The 19,694-nt window shown below is 27.6% G+C and carries 15 protein-coding genes and 1 riboswitch; of the genes, 8 read left to right on the forward strand and 7 right to left on the reverse strand.

All coding sequences use genetic code 4. The features are described from left to right. Positions 1 to 96: 96 nt before the first annotated feature. The 7 genes from EXC44_RS03275 to secA all read right to left on the reverse strand — a co-directional run bounded on the left by EXC44_RS03275 (position 97) and on the right by secA (position 6,815). Complete coding sequence (locus tag EXC44_RS03275; protein WP_129621818.1) at positions 97 to 639, reverse strand: hypothetical protein; 543 nt, start codon at positions 637 to 639, stop codon at positions 97 to 99. 65 nt (positions 640 to 704) lie between these two features. Beyond that, a complete protein-coding gene (locus EXC44_RS03935; RefSeq protein WP_165001852.1) occupies positions 705 to 881 on the reverse strand; it encodes a hypothetical protein in 177 nt (58 codons plus the stop codon). 316 nt (positions 882 to 1,197) lie between these two features. Continuing rightward, positions 1,198 to 1,308, reverse strand: a complete 111-nt coding sequence (locus EXC44_RS04110) for a hypothetical protein (RefSeq protein WP_129621819.1) — start codon at positions 1,306 to 1,308, stop codon at positions 1,198 to 1,200. A gap of 279 nt (positions 1,309 to 1,587) precedes the next feature. Further along, positions 1,588 to 2,265: a 16S rRNA (uracil(1498)-N(3))-methyltransferase gene (locus tag EXC44_RS03285; protein WP_129621820.1), complete on the reverse strand. Its 678-nt coding sequence runs from the start codon at positions 2,263 to 2,265 to the stop codon at positions 1,588 to 1,590. 1 nt (position 2,266) lies between these two features. After that, entirely contained in the window at positions 2,267 to 3,883 is a 1,617-nt protein-coding gene (locus EXC44_RS03290) for an ABC-F family ATP-binding cassette domain-containing protein (RefSeq protein ID WP_129621821.1), read from the reverse strand. Positions 3,884 to 3,945: 62 nt separating this feature from the next. Continuing rightward, a complete protein-coding gene (locus EXC44_RS03295) occupies positions 3,946 to 4,215 on the reverse strand; it encodes a hypothetical protein (protein WP_120160250.1) in 270 nt (89 codons plus the stop codon). Between the two features lie 80 nt (positions 4,216 to 4,295). Further along, positions 4,296 to 6,815, reverse strand: a complete 2,520-nt coding sequence (gene secA / locus EXC44_RS03300; RefSeq protein ID WP_129621822.1) for a preprotein translocase subunit SecA — start codon at positions 6,813 to 6,815, stop codon at positions 4,296 to 4,298. Positions 6,816 to 7,079: 264 nt separating this feature from the next. Continuing rightward, positions 7,080 to 7,248, forward strand: a riboswitch (Lysine riboswitch). Between the two features lie 108 nt (positions 7,249 to 7,356). Here secA and pepF point away from each other — a divergent pair. The 8 genes from pepF (at position 7,357) to EXC44_RS03340 (ending at position 19,576) form a co-directional block, all read left to right on the forward strand. Continuing rightward, a complete protein-coding gene (gene pepF, locus EXC44_RS03305; protein WP_129621823.1) occupies positions 7,357 to 9,183 on the forward strand; it encodes an oligoendopeptidase F in 1,827 nt (608 codons plus the stop codon). Positions 9,184 to 9,217: 34 nt separating this feature from the next. Next, the gene (locus EXC44_RS03310) at positions 9,218 to 12,031 is read left to right on the forward strand and encodes an OppA family ABC transporter substrate-binding lipoprotein (RefSeq protein ID WP_129621824.1); all 2,814 of its coding nucleotides are present in this window, start codon (positions 9,218 to 9,220) and stop codon (positions 12,029 to 12,031) included. Between the two features lie 89 nt (positions 12,032 to 12,120). Further along, positions 12,121 to 13,302, forward strand: a complete 1,182-nt coding sequence (locus tag EXC44_RS03315; RefSeq protein ID WP_120160245.1) for an ABC transporter permease — start codon at positions 12,121 to 12,123, stop codon at positions 13,300 to 13,302. Then, positions 13,292 to 14,611, forward strand: coding sequence for an ABC transporter permease (locus EXC44_RS03320; protein ID WP_129621825.1), 1,320 nt, complete (start codon positions 13,292 to 13,294; stop codon positions 14,609 to 14,611). Before EXC44_RS03315 ends, EXC44_RS03320 begins: the two co-directional genes overlap by 11 nt. Positions 14,612 to 14,623: 12 nt before the next feature. Then, complete coding sequence (locus tag EXC44_RS03325; protein WP_120160243.1) at positions 14,624 to 15,676, forward strand: ABC transporter ATP-binding protein; 1,053 nt, start codon at positions 14,624 to 14,626, stop codon at positions 15,674 to 15,676. Further along, positions 15,669 to 18,113, forward strand: coding sequence for an ATP-binding cassette domain-containing protein (locus EXC44_RS04065; protein ID WP_129621826.1), 2,445 nt, complete (start codon positions 15,669 to 15,671; stop codon positions 18,111 to 18,113). The genes EXC44_RS03325 and EXC44_RS04065 overlap by 8 nt, the downstream gene beginning before the upstream one ends. Then, positions 18,106 to 18,561 (forward strand): hypothetical protein, encoded by a 456-nt coding sequence (locus EXC44_RS03335; RefSeq protein ID WP_129621827.1) that lies wholly within the window; start codon positions 18,106 to 18,108, stop codon positions 18,559 to 18,561. Before EXC44_RS04065 ends, EXC44_RS03335 begins: the two co-directional genes overlap by 8 nt. A 451-nt stretch (positions 18,562 to 19,012) precedes the next feature. Next, on the forward strand, positions 19,013 to 19,576 hold the full coding sequence (locus EXC44_RS03340) for a hypothetical protein (RefSeq protein WP_129621828.1): 564 nt from the start codon (positions 19,013 to 19,015) through the stop codon (positions 19,574 to 19,576). Positions 19,577 to 19,694: the final 118 nt, after the last annotated feature.

A 19,694-nucleotide genomic window follows, 5' to 3' on the forward strand; every position in this document is an offset into this window, starting at 1 on the left:
CACTTAGTTTGGTTGATATAAATCTTATTGAAAACAAACTTGTTTAATATAAATATAAGCCAGAATTTCAGTTAAAATTCTGGCTTATATTGAAAATTATTTTAACCACTCATATTCCATTTCAACTTTTAAATCTTTATAATCACTTAAATTAGTTTTATCTACAATGATAAAGAAACTACGGTATCAATAATTAGACCCCAAAGCTTTATCAGAAACTCAAATATTATTATATCCTATTCATGTATATTTATGATTTTGCTGATAATTTTTATCTCAATTTAGTTTTAATGTTTTAGTTGAATCATTATAATTATAATTTTTTATATCTCAACCCAGTTTACGGCGATCTCCCCTACCTGGCATGCTTGTTGTAATATAATTATTTAATAAAATAATATCTTTTTGACTAAAATCTACAGTATCAAGTAACTCTTTAAATTCTTTATTTATAAAATTTGCATCTCTATAATAATTAGGATTTATCTTTAAAAATAAATTTATAAATTCATTTTTATTTTTAAATAAATATGTGGTATTTTGGATGTTTTTCTTCGCATAAACTCAATTGTCAACACTTTGATCAACATTTTCGTTAAGACGTTCAGATATATTGCCATATTCCCAATGAGAATACAATATATTTTGGTCATTGCTTGTAAATCTATCATTATCTTTTGAAAATAATTGTGGCGATAATCCTTCTAGAGTAAAAAGGTACGATCTTTATTTCAATAAGTGTTTGAATTAATATTAGAATGTGATATGAATTGATTATATTCAACTCTATATCATGTATATAAACTTACAGGAACTATTACTAAAGTACTTGTTAAAAATATACTTGAATACTTAATAATTTTTTTCAATGTTTTTTTCATTAGTTTTGCTTTTCATATTATTTTTAATTAAAAATATTTATTATAATTATAACAAAATTAATAAGGGATTAATGTGTATTTTTAAAAACTAATTCATAAATCTAAAGTTAAAACATACTTAGTTATATTTAAATATATAAATTCCCACTTATGATTTATCATAAGTGGGAACTTTATTTGTTTTAACTAGAATATTATTCTGGGCGAAGTTGTAATATTTTTCAATGAATTCTTGCTTAGGTAAGTTATTATATTCTTATATTTCATATTAAAACCTTTAAAAACAAAATAAATGTAATATCTTCACGTTTTCATTTTATATGTGATAAAGAAGATATTTTAAATTTTGAATATGATTTACGCGACAAACATCGCTATGCCTGCTATTAATTTTTGTATCAGTTTCACCATCGTCGATCATTTTCATAGCACCAATAATGTGGCACTTAGTTTTAGCTTAGGATGAAAGGTTTTGCTTGAATATGCTAAAATATCAATTTCATAAGCATCTCAATCTAATGTATGTTTAATAAATCCATAATTATATGGATAGACAAAATTCCATTTGAGTATTCTGCCTACTTCTATTTCGCTAGTTTTAGGGTATATACATACTTAATTTGAACTTTTAGGTATTTTACTTTTACGTTATTTTTTGGTGTCTAAGTTATAATAAAAAAATTAGAAAAAGAATATTTTTCTAATTTTAGATTTTTATTTTACTCATTAAATAAATTGCAGCAGTTTCTGCTCTTAAAATACGTTTTCCAAGACTAAAACATTTAAAGCCATGTTCCAAGGCTAATTCAATTTCTTGTTCGCTAAAGCCGCCCTCTGGTCCAATTACAAATAAGGTATCTTGGTTTATATCGTTTATCATTGATATTGAACAATCCTGTTTTTCGTGTGCAATTATCTTTAAACTTGCTGTATGTAAAATTAACTTGTTAAAATGAATTGGATCGCTAAGTACAGGTAAAATATTACGAAAACTTTGTTCTGCTGCTCCTTGAATAATTGATTCAAAACGTTTTTTACGTTTTATAAATTTGTCATATTTATATAATTCTCCATTAGTATATGAAGTAATTAAGGGAATAATTTTAGTTGCTCCTAATTCAACGAGTTTTTGCAATGCTCATTCAAATCGTTCGTATTTAATTAAGGATAAAGCAACTGTTACATCAAAATCAAATTCATGATTTTGATCTAATTTATTTATTATTTTTGCTTTATTAGACTCTAAGACACACTTATAAAATTTAGATTGATAAACGCAAATAAATGGATTTTGATTAATGCGAATAACATTTAAATGTTTTAGTGTTTCTTTGGATAAAATAAAATAATCATCTTCTTTTTCAAATACAAAAAAGCGCTGCATTTTAATCCTGTTGCAATTCTTCGTATTCTTCTAAGGTTCCTCTAAATAAAAAACTATTTTGAGGGCTTTGTAATTCTAAGATTACATTGGCACATTGGTTAACAAAAGCACGGTTATATGTTGTAAAAATTGCCCCGCCTTTATAATTATTAATACCTTCAATAACTGAATCAATACTTTCAGTATCTAGGTGATCAAGAGGTTGATCTAAAATTAAGAAATTAGATTCTAAGAGCATCATTCTTGAAAACATTAAACGAGCTTTTTCCCCACCACTAGTTACTTTCACTTTTTTAAAAACTGTGTCATTGCTAAAAAGCATACGACCTAGGAATCCTCGCATACGCGCATCATCATTTTCTTGGTTTATTTTTTCTTTATTTTCTAAAGGTCATTTTGAGATTCATTCTAAGATATTTTCATCAGTTTCAAAATATGAATTATTATCATTTGGGTAATAACTTGGGGTAATTGTTTGACCTCATTCAATAGTTCCACCTGTTGGTTTTTTAATACCCATTAAACACTCTAACAAACGTGTTTTAGCGATATCATCATCACCAACAATAACCATTTTTTCTCCAGGTTTTAATGAAAATGAAACATTTTCAAATAATAATTCTCCATTTTCATTATGGTATGTTAAATTATCAACATTTAAAATTTGTTTACCATGATCACGATTCATTTCCCAATGAACATATGGATATTTACGGTTTGATGGTTTAATTTCATCAAGAGTAATTTTTTCTAAAGCTTTTTTACGGCTAGTGGCTTGCCGTGATTTAGATGCATTAGCACTAAAACGAGCAATAAATTCTTTTAGTTTTTCAATTTGAGCTTCTTTTTTAACATTACTTTGTTTCATCATTTCACGAGCTAATTCTGAGGATTGTTTTCAAAATGAATAATTCCCAGTATAAATCTTAGCTTCGTTATAATCAATATCAACAATATGGGTGCAAATTGAATCTAAAAAGTCACTGTCGTGGCTTACAACAATTACAACATTTGGATAATCAATTAAAAAGTTCTCAAGCCATTTAATTGAACGTAAGTCTAAGTGGTTAGTTGGTTCGTCCATAATTAAAATATCTGGATTACCAAACAAAGCTTTAGCTAAAAGCACTTTAATTTTTTGGTTTGCTGTTAATTCACTCATTAATGCAGTTCATTTTTCTTTAGGAATTGCTAAATTACTTAATAATTCTTGGGCATCATTTTCTGCTGTTCAACCACCTAAATCACCAAATTTTTCTTCTAATTCACCAGCACGGGTGTAATCCTCCATCGTAGCATCAGGGTTAGCATAAATTGCATCTTTTTCTTGCATAATAGCATATAAATCAGTATTACCCATAATAACTACATCAGTGACATTATATGAGTCATAAGCATTATGGTCTTGGCTTAAAACCGAAATACGTTTATTTTTTTCTTTAATAATTTGTCCACTAGTAGGTTCAACTTGGCCAGAAATAATTTTTAAAAAGGTACTTTTACCTGCTCCATTGGCTCCAATAATTCCATATGTATTTGACTCAGTAAATTTTAAGTTAACTCCTTCGAAGAGTTTTTTGTCGCTAAAGATTTTACTTAAATTTTGTATTTCTAACATTTTTCCTCCGTTTCAAAAATAAAGAACCATAATAAATTAATGGTTCTTATTAAGGTTAATTATTATTTTAGAATTTCTTCAAAGAAAACTAAAAATTCTTTTGCCAAAGGTTCAAAACTAAGTAAGTGTTTTGATTTTAAGGCTAAAAGTACATTGGCATTTTTGTTAGCTTGGCAATTCTTACCGCAAGCTTGTCCGCCAACAGGACGGTATACATTTTCCATATTAGAATCATCTCCTAAAAATCTTTTGAATCTTATTCCGTGTTCTTGAGGATTAATATTAGCATCTTGACGTCTTAATTTTCTTAAATCACTTTTATTTTGTCTCATATTAACTCCTTAATTAAGATTGTGTATTTTGCAGATTTATTATACCACAAACTTACATTATTTATTTAGTATTTTTTAGCTTAATTATTTTGCTGGTTATTTGATAAATCAGCAGTACGTTTTTGCAATTCTTGGTATTTTGCCACAACTTCTTTTTCAAATTCTCCAATTGTTTTAGAAGTATCAAAGGTGAAGACTTGCATCATCGTTTGGAATAAAGGATCCATTCTCATTGCTTTGGTAATTAATGATTTTTTACCCATGCGATGTTTAAGAATTTGAATCATAACTTTATAAGCAATATCATTAAGCATTGCTTCAAATAACTTAGTTCCTTCTTCTGTATACACTTGATAAGGATTTTTTTGCGAATATTGCACTAAATTAACGTTGGAGCGTAATTTATCCATGCGGTTAATTTGACGTTGTCAACGCTCGTCTAAAACGGATAGAATGGTTTGTTTTTGTAATGAAGCAATTTCTGATTCTTCAGCATTATTTTTAGCATTCTTAATTCATTCTTCATATAATGAAAGAATAATATTAGCAATATATTCAGGTAAGTCAGTTTCATGGACTTTAACTATATCTGAAACATCAAAGTTAAATGAAACTAGCTGACCAATATTTTCATTTAAAAATTTAACTAATGCATCGTAATCATAGTTGCTGTGAGTGTGAAATTCATCATTTTCAACAACTGATTTAGCAGCTGAAATAAACATTCTTTTAATAATGAAATCAACATTACTAGTTGCTAAAATTAAATCACGTTGTGCATAAATTAAATCACGTTGTTGGCGAATTACATCATCATAATTAAGCACTGATTTACGTGAATCATAGTTAAATCCTTCAATTTTCTTTTGAGCATAATTAAATTGTAAACGTAATGTTTTACTTGAGATTTCTGTTCCTTTTTTATTAGCATATGCTTCCTGAAATTGCTCATAAGAAGCAAAGCGTCGAATTAATTGATCTTCTAAAGAAACAAAGAATTTACTAGTTCCAACATCTCCTTGACGTCCTGAACGGCCTCTTAATTGGTTGTCAATTCTCCTTGCTTCTGCTTTATCAGTTCCTAATACATATAAGCCGCCTAACTTAATTGCTTCAGGTGTTGGTTTAATATCAGTTCCCCTACCTGCCATATTAGTTGCAATTGTTACAGCTTTAACTTCTCCAGCTTTAGCTATAATTTCAGCTTCAGAAGCATTTTGTTTGGCATTTAAAACAGTATGAGGCACTCCTTTTTTTAGTAACAATTTATGTAAAACTTCTGAGTCTTCAATTTGTGAAGTACCAACAAGGACAGGTTGTCCTTTTTGGTATAGCTCTGAAACTTTTTCAACTACTGCATTTCATTTATCTTCTGAATCATAAAAAATTGAATCAGGCTCATCGATTCTTGCAATTGGTTTATTAGTTGGCACAACATTAACTCTAATATTATAAATATCAATGAATTCTTGTTCTTCAGTTTTACCTGTTCCAGTCATACCACAAAGTTTTTTGAACATTCTAAAGAAGTTTTGGTAAGTTATAGTTGCTTGGGTTTTAGTTTCAGGTTCAATTTCGATTTGCTCTTTAGCTTGGATAGCTTGTTGCAACCCTTCTGAATAGCTTCGACCATCCATGATTCTACCAGTAAAAGCATCGACTAATTCAATTTTACCGTCACGAACAATATATTCTACGTCAATGCGCATAATCTTATGTGCTCTTAAAGCATTTTGAATTAAATGAATTTTTTCACTATTTTCCATATTGTAAATATTAGGAGTATTGAAAAATTCATTAGCTCTTTGAATTCCTGAGTGTGTTAGAGCAACAACTTTAGATTCTTCATCAATGATATAATCTTGGTGAGATAAAGTACGCACAAATTGATCAGCAGCAAAATAAGTGCTAATATCTTCTTTATCACCGCCTGAAATAATTAATGGTGTTTTAGCTTCATCAATTAAAATTAAGTCAACTTCATCAATTAAACAAAAGTATAAACCACGTTGTACTTTTTCATGTTTATTAGTAACCATGTTATCTCTTAAATAATCAAATCCTAATTCAGAGTGAACTGAGTAAGTTATATCACAAGCATATGCAGCTCGTTTTGAACTTGGATCAAGCTGAGCTTTGTTAATTCCAACACTCAATCCTAAGAAATTAAATACTTCACCCATTTCCGTTGCATCACGTTCGGTTAAATATTCGTTAACTGTTGAAACAATTGTCCCTTTACCTAAAAGAGCATTTAAGTAAACAGGAGCAATTGAAGTAATGGTTTTTCCTTCTCCTGTTTTCATTTCAGCTACTGAACCCAGGTCTAAAAGTAAACCCCCTAAGATTTGAACATCAAAAGGTCTTTTACCTAAAACTCTTTTAGTTGCTTCTCTAGCTACAGCAAAAACATCTTCACGAATATCTTCTAAACTATAACCTTTTTTAAGTAAATCTTTAAAAAAGGCAGTTTTTGATTTTAACTCTGCATCAGTGAATTTTGATACAATTGCTTCAAGAGAATTAATTTTCTTTAAGGATTTTTCTGCAATTCGCATCTCAGTTGATTTAAGGTCAAAAATATTGCTTATTTTTTTCATGCTTTAAATTATATATTAAAAATGATATTTCTAACTTTTTAATAATTAGTAAATATTTAAAAATTTAAGTATGAAAATTAAGGAATTTTTGCTTGTTTTTTAAAAATTTATGTTATAATAAATCCATGAAAAACAATAGACTCACGATGATTAATGTTAATATTTTACATACAATGTTAATTAATAACATTTGTATCTTTTAATATTAATCTGTTGGGTTGTTATTCATAACAGATTAAGTAGTTAGAAATCTGTTATGAGTTAACTTTCTATAGAGGAGCTTTTAGTATTAGTAAATATTTAAGTAGGCATACGTAGGATATTGAAAGGACATAAAAGCCGAAGCACTTAAAGTGGCAATTTTAAGTGTTGGTAGAAAATCATAAAAGATTTCTACTCTTTGGTGCATAGCACCATTGGAGCTATAGATTTACATTTCTTATTTATAATTAAAACTTTGTAAGTTTTCTTACATAATTTATATAAATTAGTCTTGTAGATTTATACTCTGCAAGACTTTTTTATTTAGAAAGGAGCAAATATGGAAATCAAACAATATAAAAATCATAAGCATGTTGAAGATAAATATAAATGAGATTTAGAAGATATTTTGCAAGGTAAAAGTATTCATGATTGAATTAATGAATATGAAAAACTTACTAAAGCAAGAATAAAAGTTAAAGATTCTAAATATGATTCAATTGAAGCTTATTTAGAAGATTTAAAACTCAATGATGAGCAAACCTTAGTTTCGAATAAGATTTATAATTATATTTCAAATAATTTAAATACTGATTTAACAAATCCAGCATATATTAAATTAGATAATGAATTTGAATTTAAATCTCATGAATTAAGCCAAGAATTTGGTTCAGAATTACCAAGATTCTTTGCTAATTTAGAAAAAATTAAGCTTTGAAAAGATGACCCGAGGTTAAAATCTTACAAAAGGGGTATTGAAGATTTAATTGATTCACAAAAATATAAATTAGATGATAAAGTCGAAGAATATTTAGTGCAAAGTGCTTTGGGTGAACCTAATCCACATACAGTATTTGGAATTTTAAGTGATAGTGAACTGGATTATGGTTATGTAACATTACCTAATGGTTCAAAAACAAAGCTTGATCCAATTAAACGCACTAAATTATTGAAATCTAATATTAAAGAAGTGCGCAAACAAGCTTACCAAAATTATTGAAATGCATATTTTAAACATAAAGATTCGTTTGCTGAACTTTTATACCAACATTTTAACAAATTAGTTTCTGAAGCTAAGATCCGTAAGTATGATTCAGCTGTTTCGATGCTTACTTATGATGATCAAGTTAGCGATGAGATTTTGCAAAAGCTCTTTTCAAAAGTCTCAGAAAAAAGATATATTCTCAAAAAATATCTTAAAAATCTCAAGAGTTTTTATAAAAAACGTTTTAAAGAAGAATTTCATGATTGAGATAGTTCGCGTGATTTAGTTAAAGTAAAAACTGAATATTCAGTGTCCGAAGCTAATGATTTAGTTCTTAAAGCTTTAAAACCATTTGGACAAGAATATTATGACCAAGTTTATAAAGCCTTAAATGAAAATTGAGTTGATTATATGAGCACTACTACTAAAAGATCAGGAGCTTATAGTATTGGTGGTACATACGGCATTGAGAAAAAATACATTCTAATGAATTTTGATGGTACGCTAGGAAGCGTCGAAACATTAGCTCATGAATTAGGGCATTCAATGCATTCATATTACTCAGATAAACATAATGATATTAATAATGCTAGTTACCCAATTTTCTTAGCTGAAATTGCTTCAATATTTAATGAATTAATGTTATTTGACTATTTAACTGAGCATTCAGATAATGAAAGACTAAAATTTTATATTTTAAATAACTTAATTAATGGCTTTAATGGAACAGTGCATAAACAAGTTTTATGAGCTAATTATGAATATGATTTATATAATGCAATTCAAAAAGGACAAGCTAATTCAAGTTATGATTCAATTAGTAAAATTTATTACCAAAACTCATTGAAATATATGTTAGTTGATACTTATAAATATTCACAAAAACAAACTATTCAATCAATTTATGTCCCTCACTATTATTATGGCTTTTATGTTTATAAGTATGCCATAGGGCAATTAGTAGCAATTTACTTCTTTAAACAATATAAAAAATATGGCAAGCAAGCACTTGATAATTACATTAGCAACTTTTTAAGTGCTGGTGGAAACGATTATCCGCTTGAAATATTAAAAAAAGTAGGTGTAGACCTTACAAATGACCAATTTTATGATGAAGGTTATTCATATTTAGAAGAGTTAGTAACACGGTGAACAAAAATTGGTCAAAAATTATTTAAATAAATCATTAAAAAATTAGAAAGGAATTTTATATATTATGAAAAAAAGAAAATTATGATTTATTGGTAGTGCTGTTGCTTCACTAGCTTTACCAATTGCTGCAGTATCTTGTGGACAAGAATCTGCAAAGATGCCAACCAAAACTTTTGGAAACTACGCAGCACAAAAAATTTACCGTATTCAAATTAATAGTGAATATGCACAAAATCGTGGAGAATTTGATGGGTCAATTTACTCAGGATCTTTTTCAAATGCAACTGACACAGCTTCAGGAGCTTTATTATTTAGACACGAAGCTACAGGTAAAGCTGAATTTGAAGAAACAAATGAAGTATCTTCAGATGGAATTACAAAAATCAACAAAATCCAAGTACTTAAACCATCAATCTTAAAATGAAATTTAGAATATGCTAAATCAATAAAATTATATGTAGATGGACAAGAAGTTGTTTATGATAATGATAATGTTGATCCACTTGGAGCACCAACTGAACAAGGGAAATATTATAAATCATCATTTGTTGAACTAACCAGTAATGACCCAAAATCAATCAACAACCCTAAATTCTTTGAAAATTTAGCTAAAGCTTCTAAATTTGAAGTTGAAATTGATGAAAGTTCATATTGAGTAAATACTAAAGGTGAAAAAACTAAGTATAAAGTTGTAGCCAAAGACTTTTACTATGGTATTTTAAGAACATATTTATATTCAGATGAAAAATACCGTTTAGCAAATGGTGGAACAGCTGATTTAGATTCTAAAGCCAAAGCTATTACAGCAAAATCAGATAATATGTTTAAAAAAGATTCAACTTTTGGAAACAAATATTTATACGGACTATACAACATTAATTTTGATAAAATTATTGATGAATCACAATTCATTAAAAGTGATGGAGATAAAAAGTATTTAGTATTCCAAAAAAAAGATGAAACTAAAGCTGCACAATTTGTGGAATTTTTCAAAGGCATTCTTTTTGGGAATTATGACTATTTACCAGCTCCAAGTCAATACATCGAAGAGAAAAATCAAGATTTAGTTTCACTTAGAAATTATGCTTCTAGCGCTAAAAATCAAGAAGCTGAAGCAGCTGCAAGTTTTGCAACTGCTACTGGAAAAACTAAAGAATCAGGTCTTTACTGATATGGTTTAACCAAAGACACAGCATTATATGCTGGTAGATACTACTATGCAGGATATAATGCTGATGATTTAACTAAAAGATGAATTTTAAATACTCACTATAAAGATCAAAGCTATCTAAATGCTGAAGGTAGATTAAAAGAAATTCAAGAAGTTCACGTAAATAAACAACTTACTCCTGATCAATTTAAAAACACTAACTACGAGTGATTTATTTCAGGATTAACATCAACTATTTCATATTCTCAATTAGATGCTAATACTCAAAATTTAATTAAAAATAATAAAGATGTTTTTGGGTTATCAAAATATGAAACTTTAAATAAAAAATCAACTTCAGGTCACTACTACCCAGCAATTGTCCCTAACTACCACCAAAACAAACAAAAATATAATGAAGTTTACTTTAATGATGCTTATGCTCAATTACTTTGAGGTAATTCATACCAAGATATTAGTGAAGGAAAAGCTAAAGATACTTTAACTTACACAACTTCAGGACGTGCTGCTGAATTTAGAAATATTCTTTCAACAGCAATTAACTGATCACACTCAGCAAGGGAAACTCATTTACCTTTACCAGGTATTGCATGACTTACAGGGGTTGCGCAAGATACTCCAATTGTTCAAGGTGATGATGTAACACCAAGAAAATTAGCTGACGAAATTAATGAACTTTTTGTTGTTGATCGCAACACTAACCAAAGAGTTGATTTAGGTGGTTCATTAGGAACTGAACTTAGACCATCAGAAAACAATGTTGTTGGTCAAACAGCAATTCAAAAATACGAATCAGCTGCTTTTGAAACTTTAAAATCTCGTCTTAAAACATTACTTGATGAATTCTTTGCATCATATACTGCGCCTAAAGATTCTTCACCTCAAGAAATTGCTAAAAATGACAAAATTAGATTTGTTATTTCTTATAGATTTGTTAACTATAATATTAAAAATGAAACAGCATTTTTAAGTCAAATTAAAATTTTAAATAGTTTATATCCAGAAAAATTAGAAGTTTCAGCTGTTAAATTAAAAGATGGTGATAAAGCACTAGAATCACTTTACAGTTATTACTTAAATACCCCTTCACCAGTACAAAGATTTGGATGAACTTCAGATTATGAATTAATTAATGGATCAAATGACTATAGATCATGAATTTCTGCAATGCCTATTTTAGCTGCCATTGCTTATGATGAAGCTTACCGTGCTAAAGTGCAAGTTGCTTACCCAACTTTAGTCAAAGCTGCTGATAAATTAAAAGTGTTCCTAGAAGCAAATAAAGAAACTATCAAACTTTCAATTCCTATTGAAAAATGATCAAAATTAACTTCAAAGGACTTACGCAACTTGAATGATTATTTAGCTCACAAAGTAATTGATAGCGAAAAAACAACTGATACAAATATTGTCTTAAAAGATATTGATACTAAAACTGATAAAACTGAATATATTAGTGCTGGACTTTTATCAGCTCAATACTTACTTTGATTAAATACTGATTCAACCCATGGATTAAAGAAAGATGAGCTTGTTAAATTTACTAATGAATTAACTAATATTTCAGGATTATTACCTAATCCTTTTTATACAAGTCTTTCAGAATCTTTTTCTGATAGGTTAGTTAACCCTAACTATATTTTCCCAAGTACACCATATGCAGATGATTATTCTTCATTTCTAGCTAAAACTACTACAACTAAATAAACACAAAACAAACTAAATTAATAAAACATTAATTAGCAATTAACAGGAATGTTAATTGCTTATTGTTTTATGATAGAAAGGAAATACCGATGCTAAAATATATTTTGCAACGGATTGGATTTGCAATTTTAACTTTGCTAATTATCGTATTTGTTGTTTATGTTTTAACTGCACAATTTTCAACTAATCCATTTGCCCAAAGAGCACTTGGAGGAACTACTGGTGCAGGCGTAAGCAGTGATGCAACAGACCAATTATATGAAAAATATTTTAATGATTCTGTTAAATATCATTTTCTGCCAGCAAGTTGAGCAAATAGATATCAAGAATTTAAAAATGTATGACTTACATACCGTTTAAATCCTTTAATTCGTTTTGGGTATTGACTTAGTGATATTTTCACTAACAAACAAAACCCATTTGGAACACCATTTAACGAATCGTTATTTCAACAAACTCAAACTTCATCTATTTCAGAATTATTCTTTAAATATCTAAGATTTTCTGTGATTGTTACTGTGCCAGCCTTTTTTATTAGTGCAATTTTAGGAATTATCCTTGGGACAGTTGCAGGGTATAAACGGGGAACAATGTTTGATGCAGGAATAAACGTTTTTTCATTATTCTTTATTGCACTTCCTTCATTTATTATTGCCCCAATTTTAATTTCAATTTTATTAAGAGTGAATGTGACACCTACTTTTATTAACCCTTATTCAGAGCAAAGTTCACAAGTATTTAGTACAACACAAATTATTGTTTCTTGGATTCCACCAATTTTAATTGTGGTCCTTGGTTCGCTTTCTGGATATATTACTTATACACGAAATCAAGTAATTACGGTTCTAACTTCTAATTATGTTTTAATTGCTCGCTCAAAAGGCTTAAAACAATCTGAAATCTTCTTTAAATATGTATTAAGAAATATCTCTATTCCACTAGCAGCAATCTTGATTCCTTCATATATTGGACTTTTAACTGGCGGAATAGTAATTGAAAGATATTGAAATATTCCTGGAACCAGTGAAATTATTGCTCAATCATTCCCGCAAGGTGAAATCAACATTATTATGTTTAATACTGTCTTTTTCACTTTTTTAGGAGTTATGACAACAATTGTTGTAGATATTTCATATACAATTTTAGATCCTCGGATTAAATATTCTTCAAAAGCAGGCTTTAGTTACTTGCAAATTTTAGCTAGAACCTTGCAACGTAATAAGGATTTTCAGAAACAAAAACAATTACAAGGAGCATTATATGACAAGTAAAGAATTTAACCAAAAATATAAGTTAAAAATAGATAATATTTCAAGTCCTTTTGCTTTTGCTCCTAAAAATAACAACTTTATTAATGTTGCTGGAAAACCAAAAAAATTAACAATTGAAATAATAAAAAGATTTTTTAAAAGCTGACCTTCAGTTTTATTTCTTTTTATCTTTTTAGCTGTTTTTATTACTTCAATTGTCGTAACAGCTTATTCAAATTATAGTGCTGATATTTCAGTTGATCAAACCACTCAATTAAATTTAATTGGTGCCAAAGCAGGAGAAAAAACTAACACTGGCTCATCATTTGTTAAGTCACTACCAGCAATTTGACAAGGTAAAATCAATTCTAACCTTGTTTTCAGTGATGCTTATTTCACAGAAAACGCTTTAGTTTGGCAAAAACAAGATTATTATGGTGGATATTTATGGTTTGAATTTAATAAGCCAGAGTATTTTACTAATGATCTTAGTGGTAATTCAATTGTGCATTACATTGATTTTTATAAGTGATATGAAGTAGATAGTGTGCATATTGTTTTAAGAAATTCAGGCATTAACCCTAATATTACTTATTCAGAAGCAGCTAAATACTATCAAGAAATTTTAGCTGCTAATCCACATATAAAACTTAATACGTATTTAGGAACCAACAGTGCAGGAATTGATATTTGAACCCAAAGCTGAATAGGTACTTGAAGAGCAATTAGACTGGCTTTAATAGTTGCAACGCTTCAAACAATTATTGGAGTTGCAATTGGTTCATATTTAGGATTCCATGTAGGAAAACCTGCTGATACAATTATCATGCGTTTAATTGATATCTTTTCAGCTCCTCCAACATTAATTTGATTATTATTATTTGCCACTTTATTTGGCACAACAGATTTAACTTTAGGAATTGCACTGATCTTTGTTGGTTGAGTTGGTTCTGTTGGAAGAACAAGATTATTTATTATAACAGTCAAAGATTCAGAATTTATTACAGCTTCGCAATCAGTTGGTGCTTCAAAAGCAAGATTAATTTATAAACATGCACTTCCTGCAATTATTGGAAAAATAGCAACCAACTATGTTGCTTCAATTCCTTCAATTATTCTTTCAATTTCATCACTTGCTTTCTTAGGATTTTTCCAATCAGATAATGCTAACTTAGGAAAAATTATTTCTTCAGCTCCAGCTGAAGCTGCAACGAATATTTGAACCTTATTATTACCTTCATTAATCTTACTTTCAATTTCAGTTTCATTACACTTTATTGCTTTAGGAGTGCATGATGCCTTAGACCCTAAAGTTATTAAATCAAAATAGGAGGATATTTAAATGAGAGATGTTTTATTAACAGTTAAAAACCTTAAAGTAAGTTTTAAACTTAAGCGTAATAAGTATATAAATATTGTTCGTGGTGTTGATTTAGAGATTTCTAAGGGTCAAATTGTTGGTATAGTTGGTGAATCTGGTTCTGGTAAATCTGTTACTTCAAAATCATTTTTAAATATTAATGAAAATTCATTAATAACTGCTGATGTAATGAATATTGATGGTGTTGATTTATTAAAATCTAAAAAAGACACTTTTTGGCAAAAAATTAGAGGTCATAAAATTGGGTATATTCCCCAAGATCCTCTTACTTCCTTAAATCCAACAAGAAAAATTGGAAAACAACTTTTAGATGCTCTAAATAAAAACCAAGAATGAAAAAATAAAACTTACAATGAAAAACGTAAGTATTTAGTTGGGCTTTTAGATAAATTTGGAATTAGGGGTGCTGAAGAAGTTTTTGAGATGTACCCTCATACTCTTAGTGGAGGAATGAAACAGCGTGTAGTTATTACTATGGTTGTTGCTTTAAAACCTAGCTTAATTATTGCCGACGAGCCAACAACGGCACTTGATCCTACAGTCCAAGCTTCAATTTTAGCCTTATTTGATGAAATAAGGGAAAATATGAATATTTCAATTATTTTAATTAGTCACAATATTTCGGTTGTTGCTAAGTTTTGTGACTATATTTATGTTATGTATGCAGGTAAAATTGTTGAAAGAGGTTTAAAAAAAGATATTTTTACTAATCCTAAACACCCTTATACTTGAGCTTTGATTTCAGCAATTCCAGAAAATAAAGAAGATAGACTTTATTCAATCAAGGGGACTCCACCAGATATGAATAATTTACCTCTTGGTGATGCATTTGCCCCAAGAAATGATTATGCTTTGGAAGTTGATTTTGTTAAAGAACCTCCGTTGTTTGAAATTTCTAATACCCATGCTGCAGCTACTTGATTATTACACCCAGAGGCACCAAAAGTGCAATTATCGCCTGAATTAAAAGCACGTCTTGAGAGTTTTAGAAAGGTTTTTAAAGATAATGAATAAACAAAAAGCTATTTTAGAAATTTTTAATTTAAAAAAATTCTTTGTTAACAAGGGTAATGTTAACAAAGCTGTAGATGATGTGTCATTTGACGTTAAAGAAGGTGAAATAGTTGGTTTAATAGGTGAATCTGGTTCAGGTAAAACAACAATTGGTCGCTCACTTTTAAGATTATATGATGATTTTAACGGCTTTGTGCGCCTTGATGGTCAACTCATTTCTGGAAAAAGAATTTCACGTAAAACACGTAAGTTTATGCGTAAAAATATTCAAATGATTTTCCAAGACCCAATGGCTGCTCTTAACGGACAACATACAATTTTCTCAATTTTAAAAGAACCTTTAGTTGTTAACAAAATAATTAAAAATAAAATTAAGGACTTAGATCAAAATTGATTTAGAGTTAAAGAAAATTTCCATTATTCATTTTTAGAAGCAGTTTTAAAATTAAAACTTGAAAATCTCCAAATCACTAATTCTTTAACAAAACCTTTTAGTGAAAAATGAAATAAAATTCTAACTGAGGTGAATAATTTTAGTAATGATGAAACTTCTTATGATGATAAATTTAATTCCTATTTCTCTTTCTTAGAAGAAAAAAATAAAAATAATTCTAAAATTATTAATAACTTATATTCTAATACTGATTTGCTGATTTCTTTATACCATGAATCTAAAGCTAAATTAGATGCCAATCAAATTGATTTTGACGAATCAGCTTACTATGAAGCTTTAGCTAAATACACTGAGCAATTAAAATTAAGCAAAAAAACTAAAGCTTATTATGAATATAAAACTAATAGACAAAGCACTTTTAAAAACTTTAAATTAGCTCTTTCAAATTGATGAGAAGAATATTCAGGTTCTAAAAACTCAGTTAAAAACATTTTAGCTGAATTAAAAAATGAAGCACGGTTAAATTGAAATGAAGCATATAATAGTTATGATTTAGATTTACATGCTTATAAATTAAAATTGCACTTACTTAATAAAAAAGTTCAAAATATATTAAGTAAAAACCAAAAGAATCTTACTTATTTAACTTTTAATGAATTACAAGAGTTAATTAAATCATTAGAAGATTTATCATTACCAATTTTTGAACAAAAATTAAATCTTAATTTATATGATTTTAATTCACTGAAATCATATAAACAAGAACTAGTTAAAATTATTAAACAAGAATATCAATTTGATTTTAGTAAGTATACAAATATTTCGAACGGAAGAAAAAAAACTTATAAAACTCAGTTAAATAATCAATTTAAAAACTTTATTAAGTATCTAAAATTACAATTTAAAGAATTTTTTGTAAAACCAGCTCAAAATACTATTGAATTAAATAAAGCCAAAGAGAATTTTGAAGCTGCAAAGGAAATTCATCACCAAGAAGTTAGCAAATATGTTTTAGAATTTCAAACTAGAATTAATAATTTAAAGAATGAAATCGAAAAAGAAACTACAATTTGACAAAAACTCAAAACAGCTTCAAAAGCTAATAATGAATTATTTAATTTAACACATAAAAAATTCAAAGAGTTTTATAAAAGCAGTCGTATTAAAGTTTTAGAAACAAAAATTAGAGAAGCTAAAAATTCTAATAAAGAAGCTTTAGCTAAATTAACTCAAAAACTCAAACAAGCTAAAATTGATTTAAAAGTTTATGATACTAATGTGCAAGATAAGCGCTCAGGTATTGATTCATTTGATATAGAATTAAAATATTTAAATAAAGATTTAAATAATACTTATGTTTTGCTTGGAGTATCTAAATTTGATTTATGGTTAAATAAACAACATAAACACTTGCAAAAAGTTATTAGATTTGTAAATAAACCATTTAGTTTAGCTAAACTTAAAAGTTTATTTACTAAGATAACTATTTATAAAAGTTTAGAAGATGTTGGTTTATTAAAACAATTTGCCTATCGTTATCCTCATGAATTTTCTGGGGGACAACGTCAAAGAATTGTTATTGCAAGGGCTTTGATTTCTGATCCTAAAGTAATTGTAGCTGACGAACCAATTGCATCACTTGATATTTCAATTCAAGCACAAATTGTTAACTTGTTAAAAGATTTATGTTTTGAAAAAAATATTGGAATGGTTTTCATTGCCCATGATTTATCAATGATTGAATATATTGCGGATCGAGTTCAAATTATGCATTTTGGTAAAATTGTTGAATCAGGGGATACCAATGAAATTTACCAAAACCCAATTCATCCATATACTATTAAATTATTTAATGCAATTCCAAAAGTTTCTAATGCGAATGAGAAATTTAAAGATGTTAAATTTGAACTTGAATATCTTAAAGAACAACAATATCCAAATATTCCAACTAATATGTCATTAAGTGATAATAATGATCACTTTGTTTATGCAACAAAAGACCAATTTGTTAAATGAACAAAACCTAAATCACAACATGATTAAAAAGCTTTGATTTAGATTTAAACAAGAAATAGTTAAAAAAGATTTTTATTTAATTTTAGCTTTTGCATTAATTATCTTTTTAAGTATAATCATAATTGACCTTATTTTAAAAAAAAGTTATAATACAAAACAATTTTTAAATTTATTAGCTCTTGCTGCTATTGTTACTAGCTCAATTCTACTAGTAATTTTGATTATCAAAAAGAATTTTTGAAAATCACTTACTAAACCTTTTAAAGATTCAAAAACAAGTGTAGGAAGTTTTAAAGAAGAACGAAAAATGCGCTATATGTCTTTTGAAGAAAAAAAAATATACCGTCAAAAAATAACAGAGAGAAACTTAGCGAAACAAGCTAAACCAGAAATTGATAATCTTATTTATTATTTTCACATCTTAATTTTCTTTTTTTTGTTCTCAATCTTTTTTATCATAACTTATTTTATATAGAAAAAACTAGAATAACCTTAAGTGTTATTCTAGTTTTTAAATGAAATTTAAAAAAGTTATCTTTAACTAATGGTAATAAATTATACTATAGATTTTTCTTAAAAATACGTATTTTATATAAAAACCTTGCTTGTCAAGAAAAAGCAAATTTACGAACATTATTGTGGTAAAATTATAATGGTATTGTTAAAATACAATATTTAATTTTAAATATTTTAAGATTTACTAGAGCATAGATGAAAATTACTAACAAATTTAAAAAACCTTTTTATTTATTAGCATTATCTACAACTTTTGCATTACCTATAATTGCTTTATCTTGTTGATCACCTAAAACACGCAATTCATATTATTCTGAGTCAAGAACTGAAAACGGGTATCGTACTCTAAGAATTCATAATCCAAATAATTTACCTAGTGCTACTACCAGTTTATTTAGCATATGATCATTATGTGGTATGTGCTCTCTGATGATAATTCATTTGATGATGCATTTAAAAATGAAAATAAAGCTCTTTTTGATGAATTAGATAGTGTAAATCAGCAACTAAAAAATACCTTTGATGAAACAAAAAAAGATTTAAACGATAAACGTTTAGAATTACAATCATGTATCGGAAGTAAATGACAAGATAAAAATATTAAAATTAACAAACAAAATATCTTTAAGATTGTTAATTCATCATCTGACTTACCACAAGAATATAAATACTTAGAAAACAACTTTAAAAATGTTAATTTTACCAGTCAGTCTATTTTAATTATTAATGGTTTAAGTTATAGAACAGGAACCCCTAATAAAGTAGTTAAAGGATCAGGATATTGAATTAATAAATTTAATGTTAATGATAAAAAAATAAACATTGAATATAAATTTAAAGAAATAAAAACATATGAAGAAAGCGAACCAGTATCCCCAGTAATTAGCGGAATTGCAACAGTTCATTTTATAATCACTGAAAAATTACAAAACTTAGCTGATTATAGTTTTAAATATCTCAAATTTAATAATTAATTTATTCAAATATATTTAGGCAAAAGCCTAAATATATTTGATTAGTTTATTTTAAAATTTTATGATATAATAGTAAAGAGCCGACATCGAGATACCTCATGTTAAACTACCTTCAAAA

This window comes from Mycoplasmopsis bovirhinis (assembly GCF_900660515.1).
In the GTDB taxonomy this organism is placed as follows: Bacteria; Bacillota_I; Bacilli_A; order Mycoplasmatales; family Metamycoplasmataceae; genus Mycoplasmopsis; species Mycoplasmopsis bovirhinis.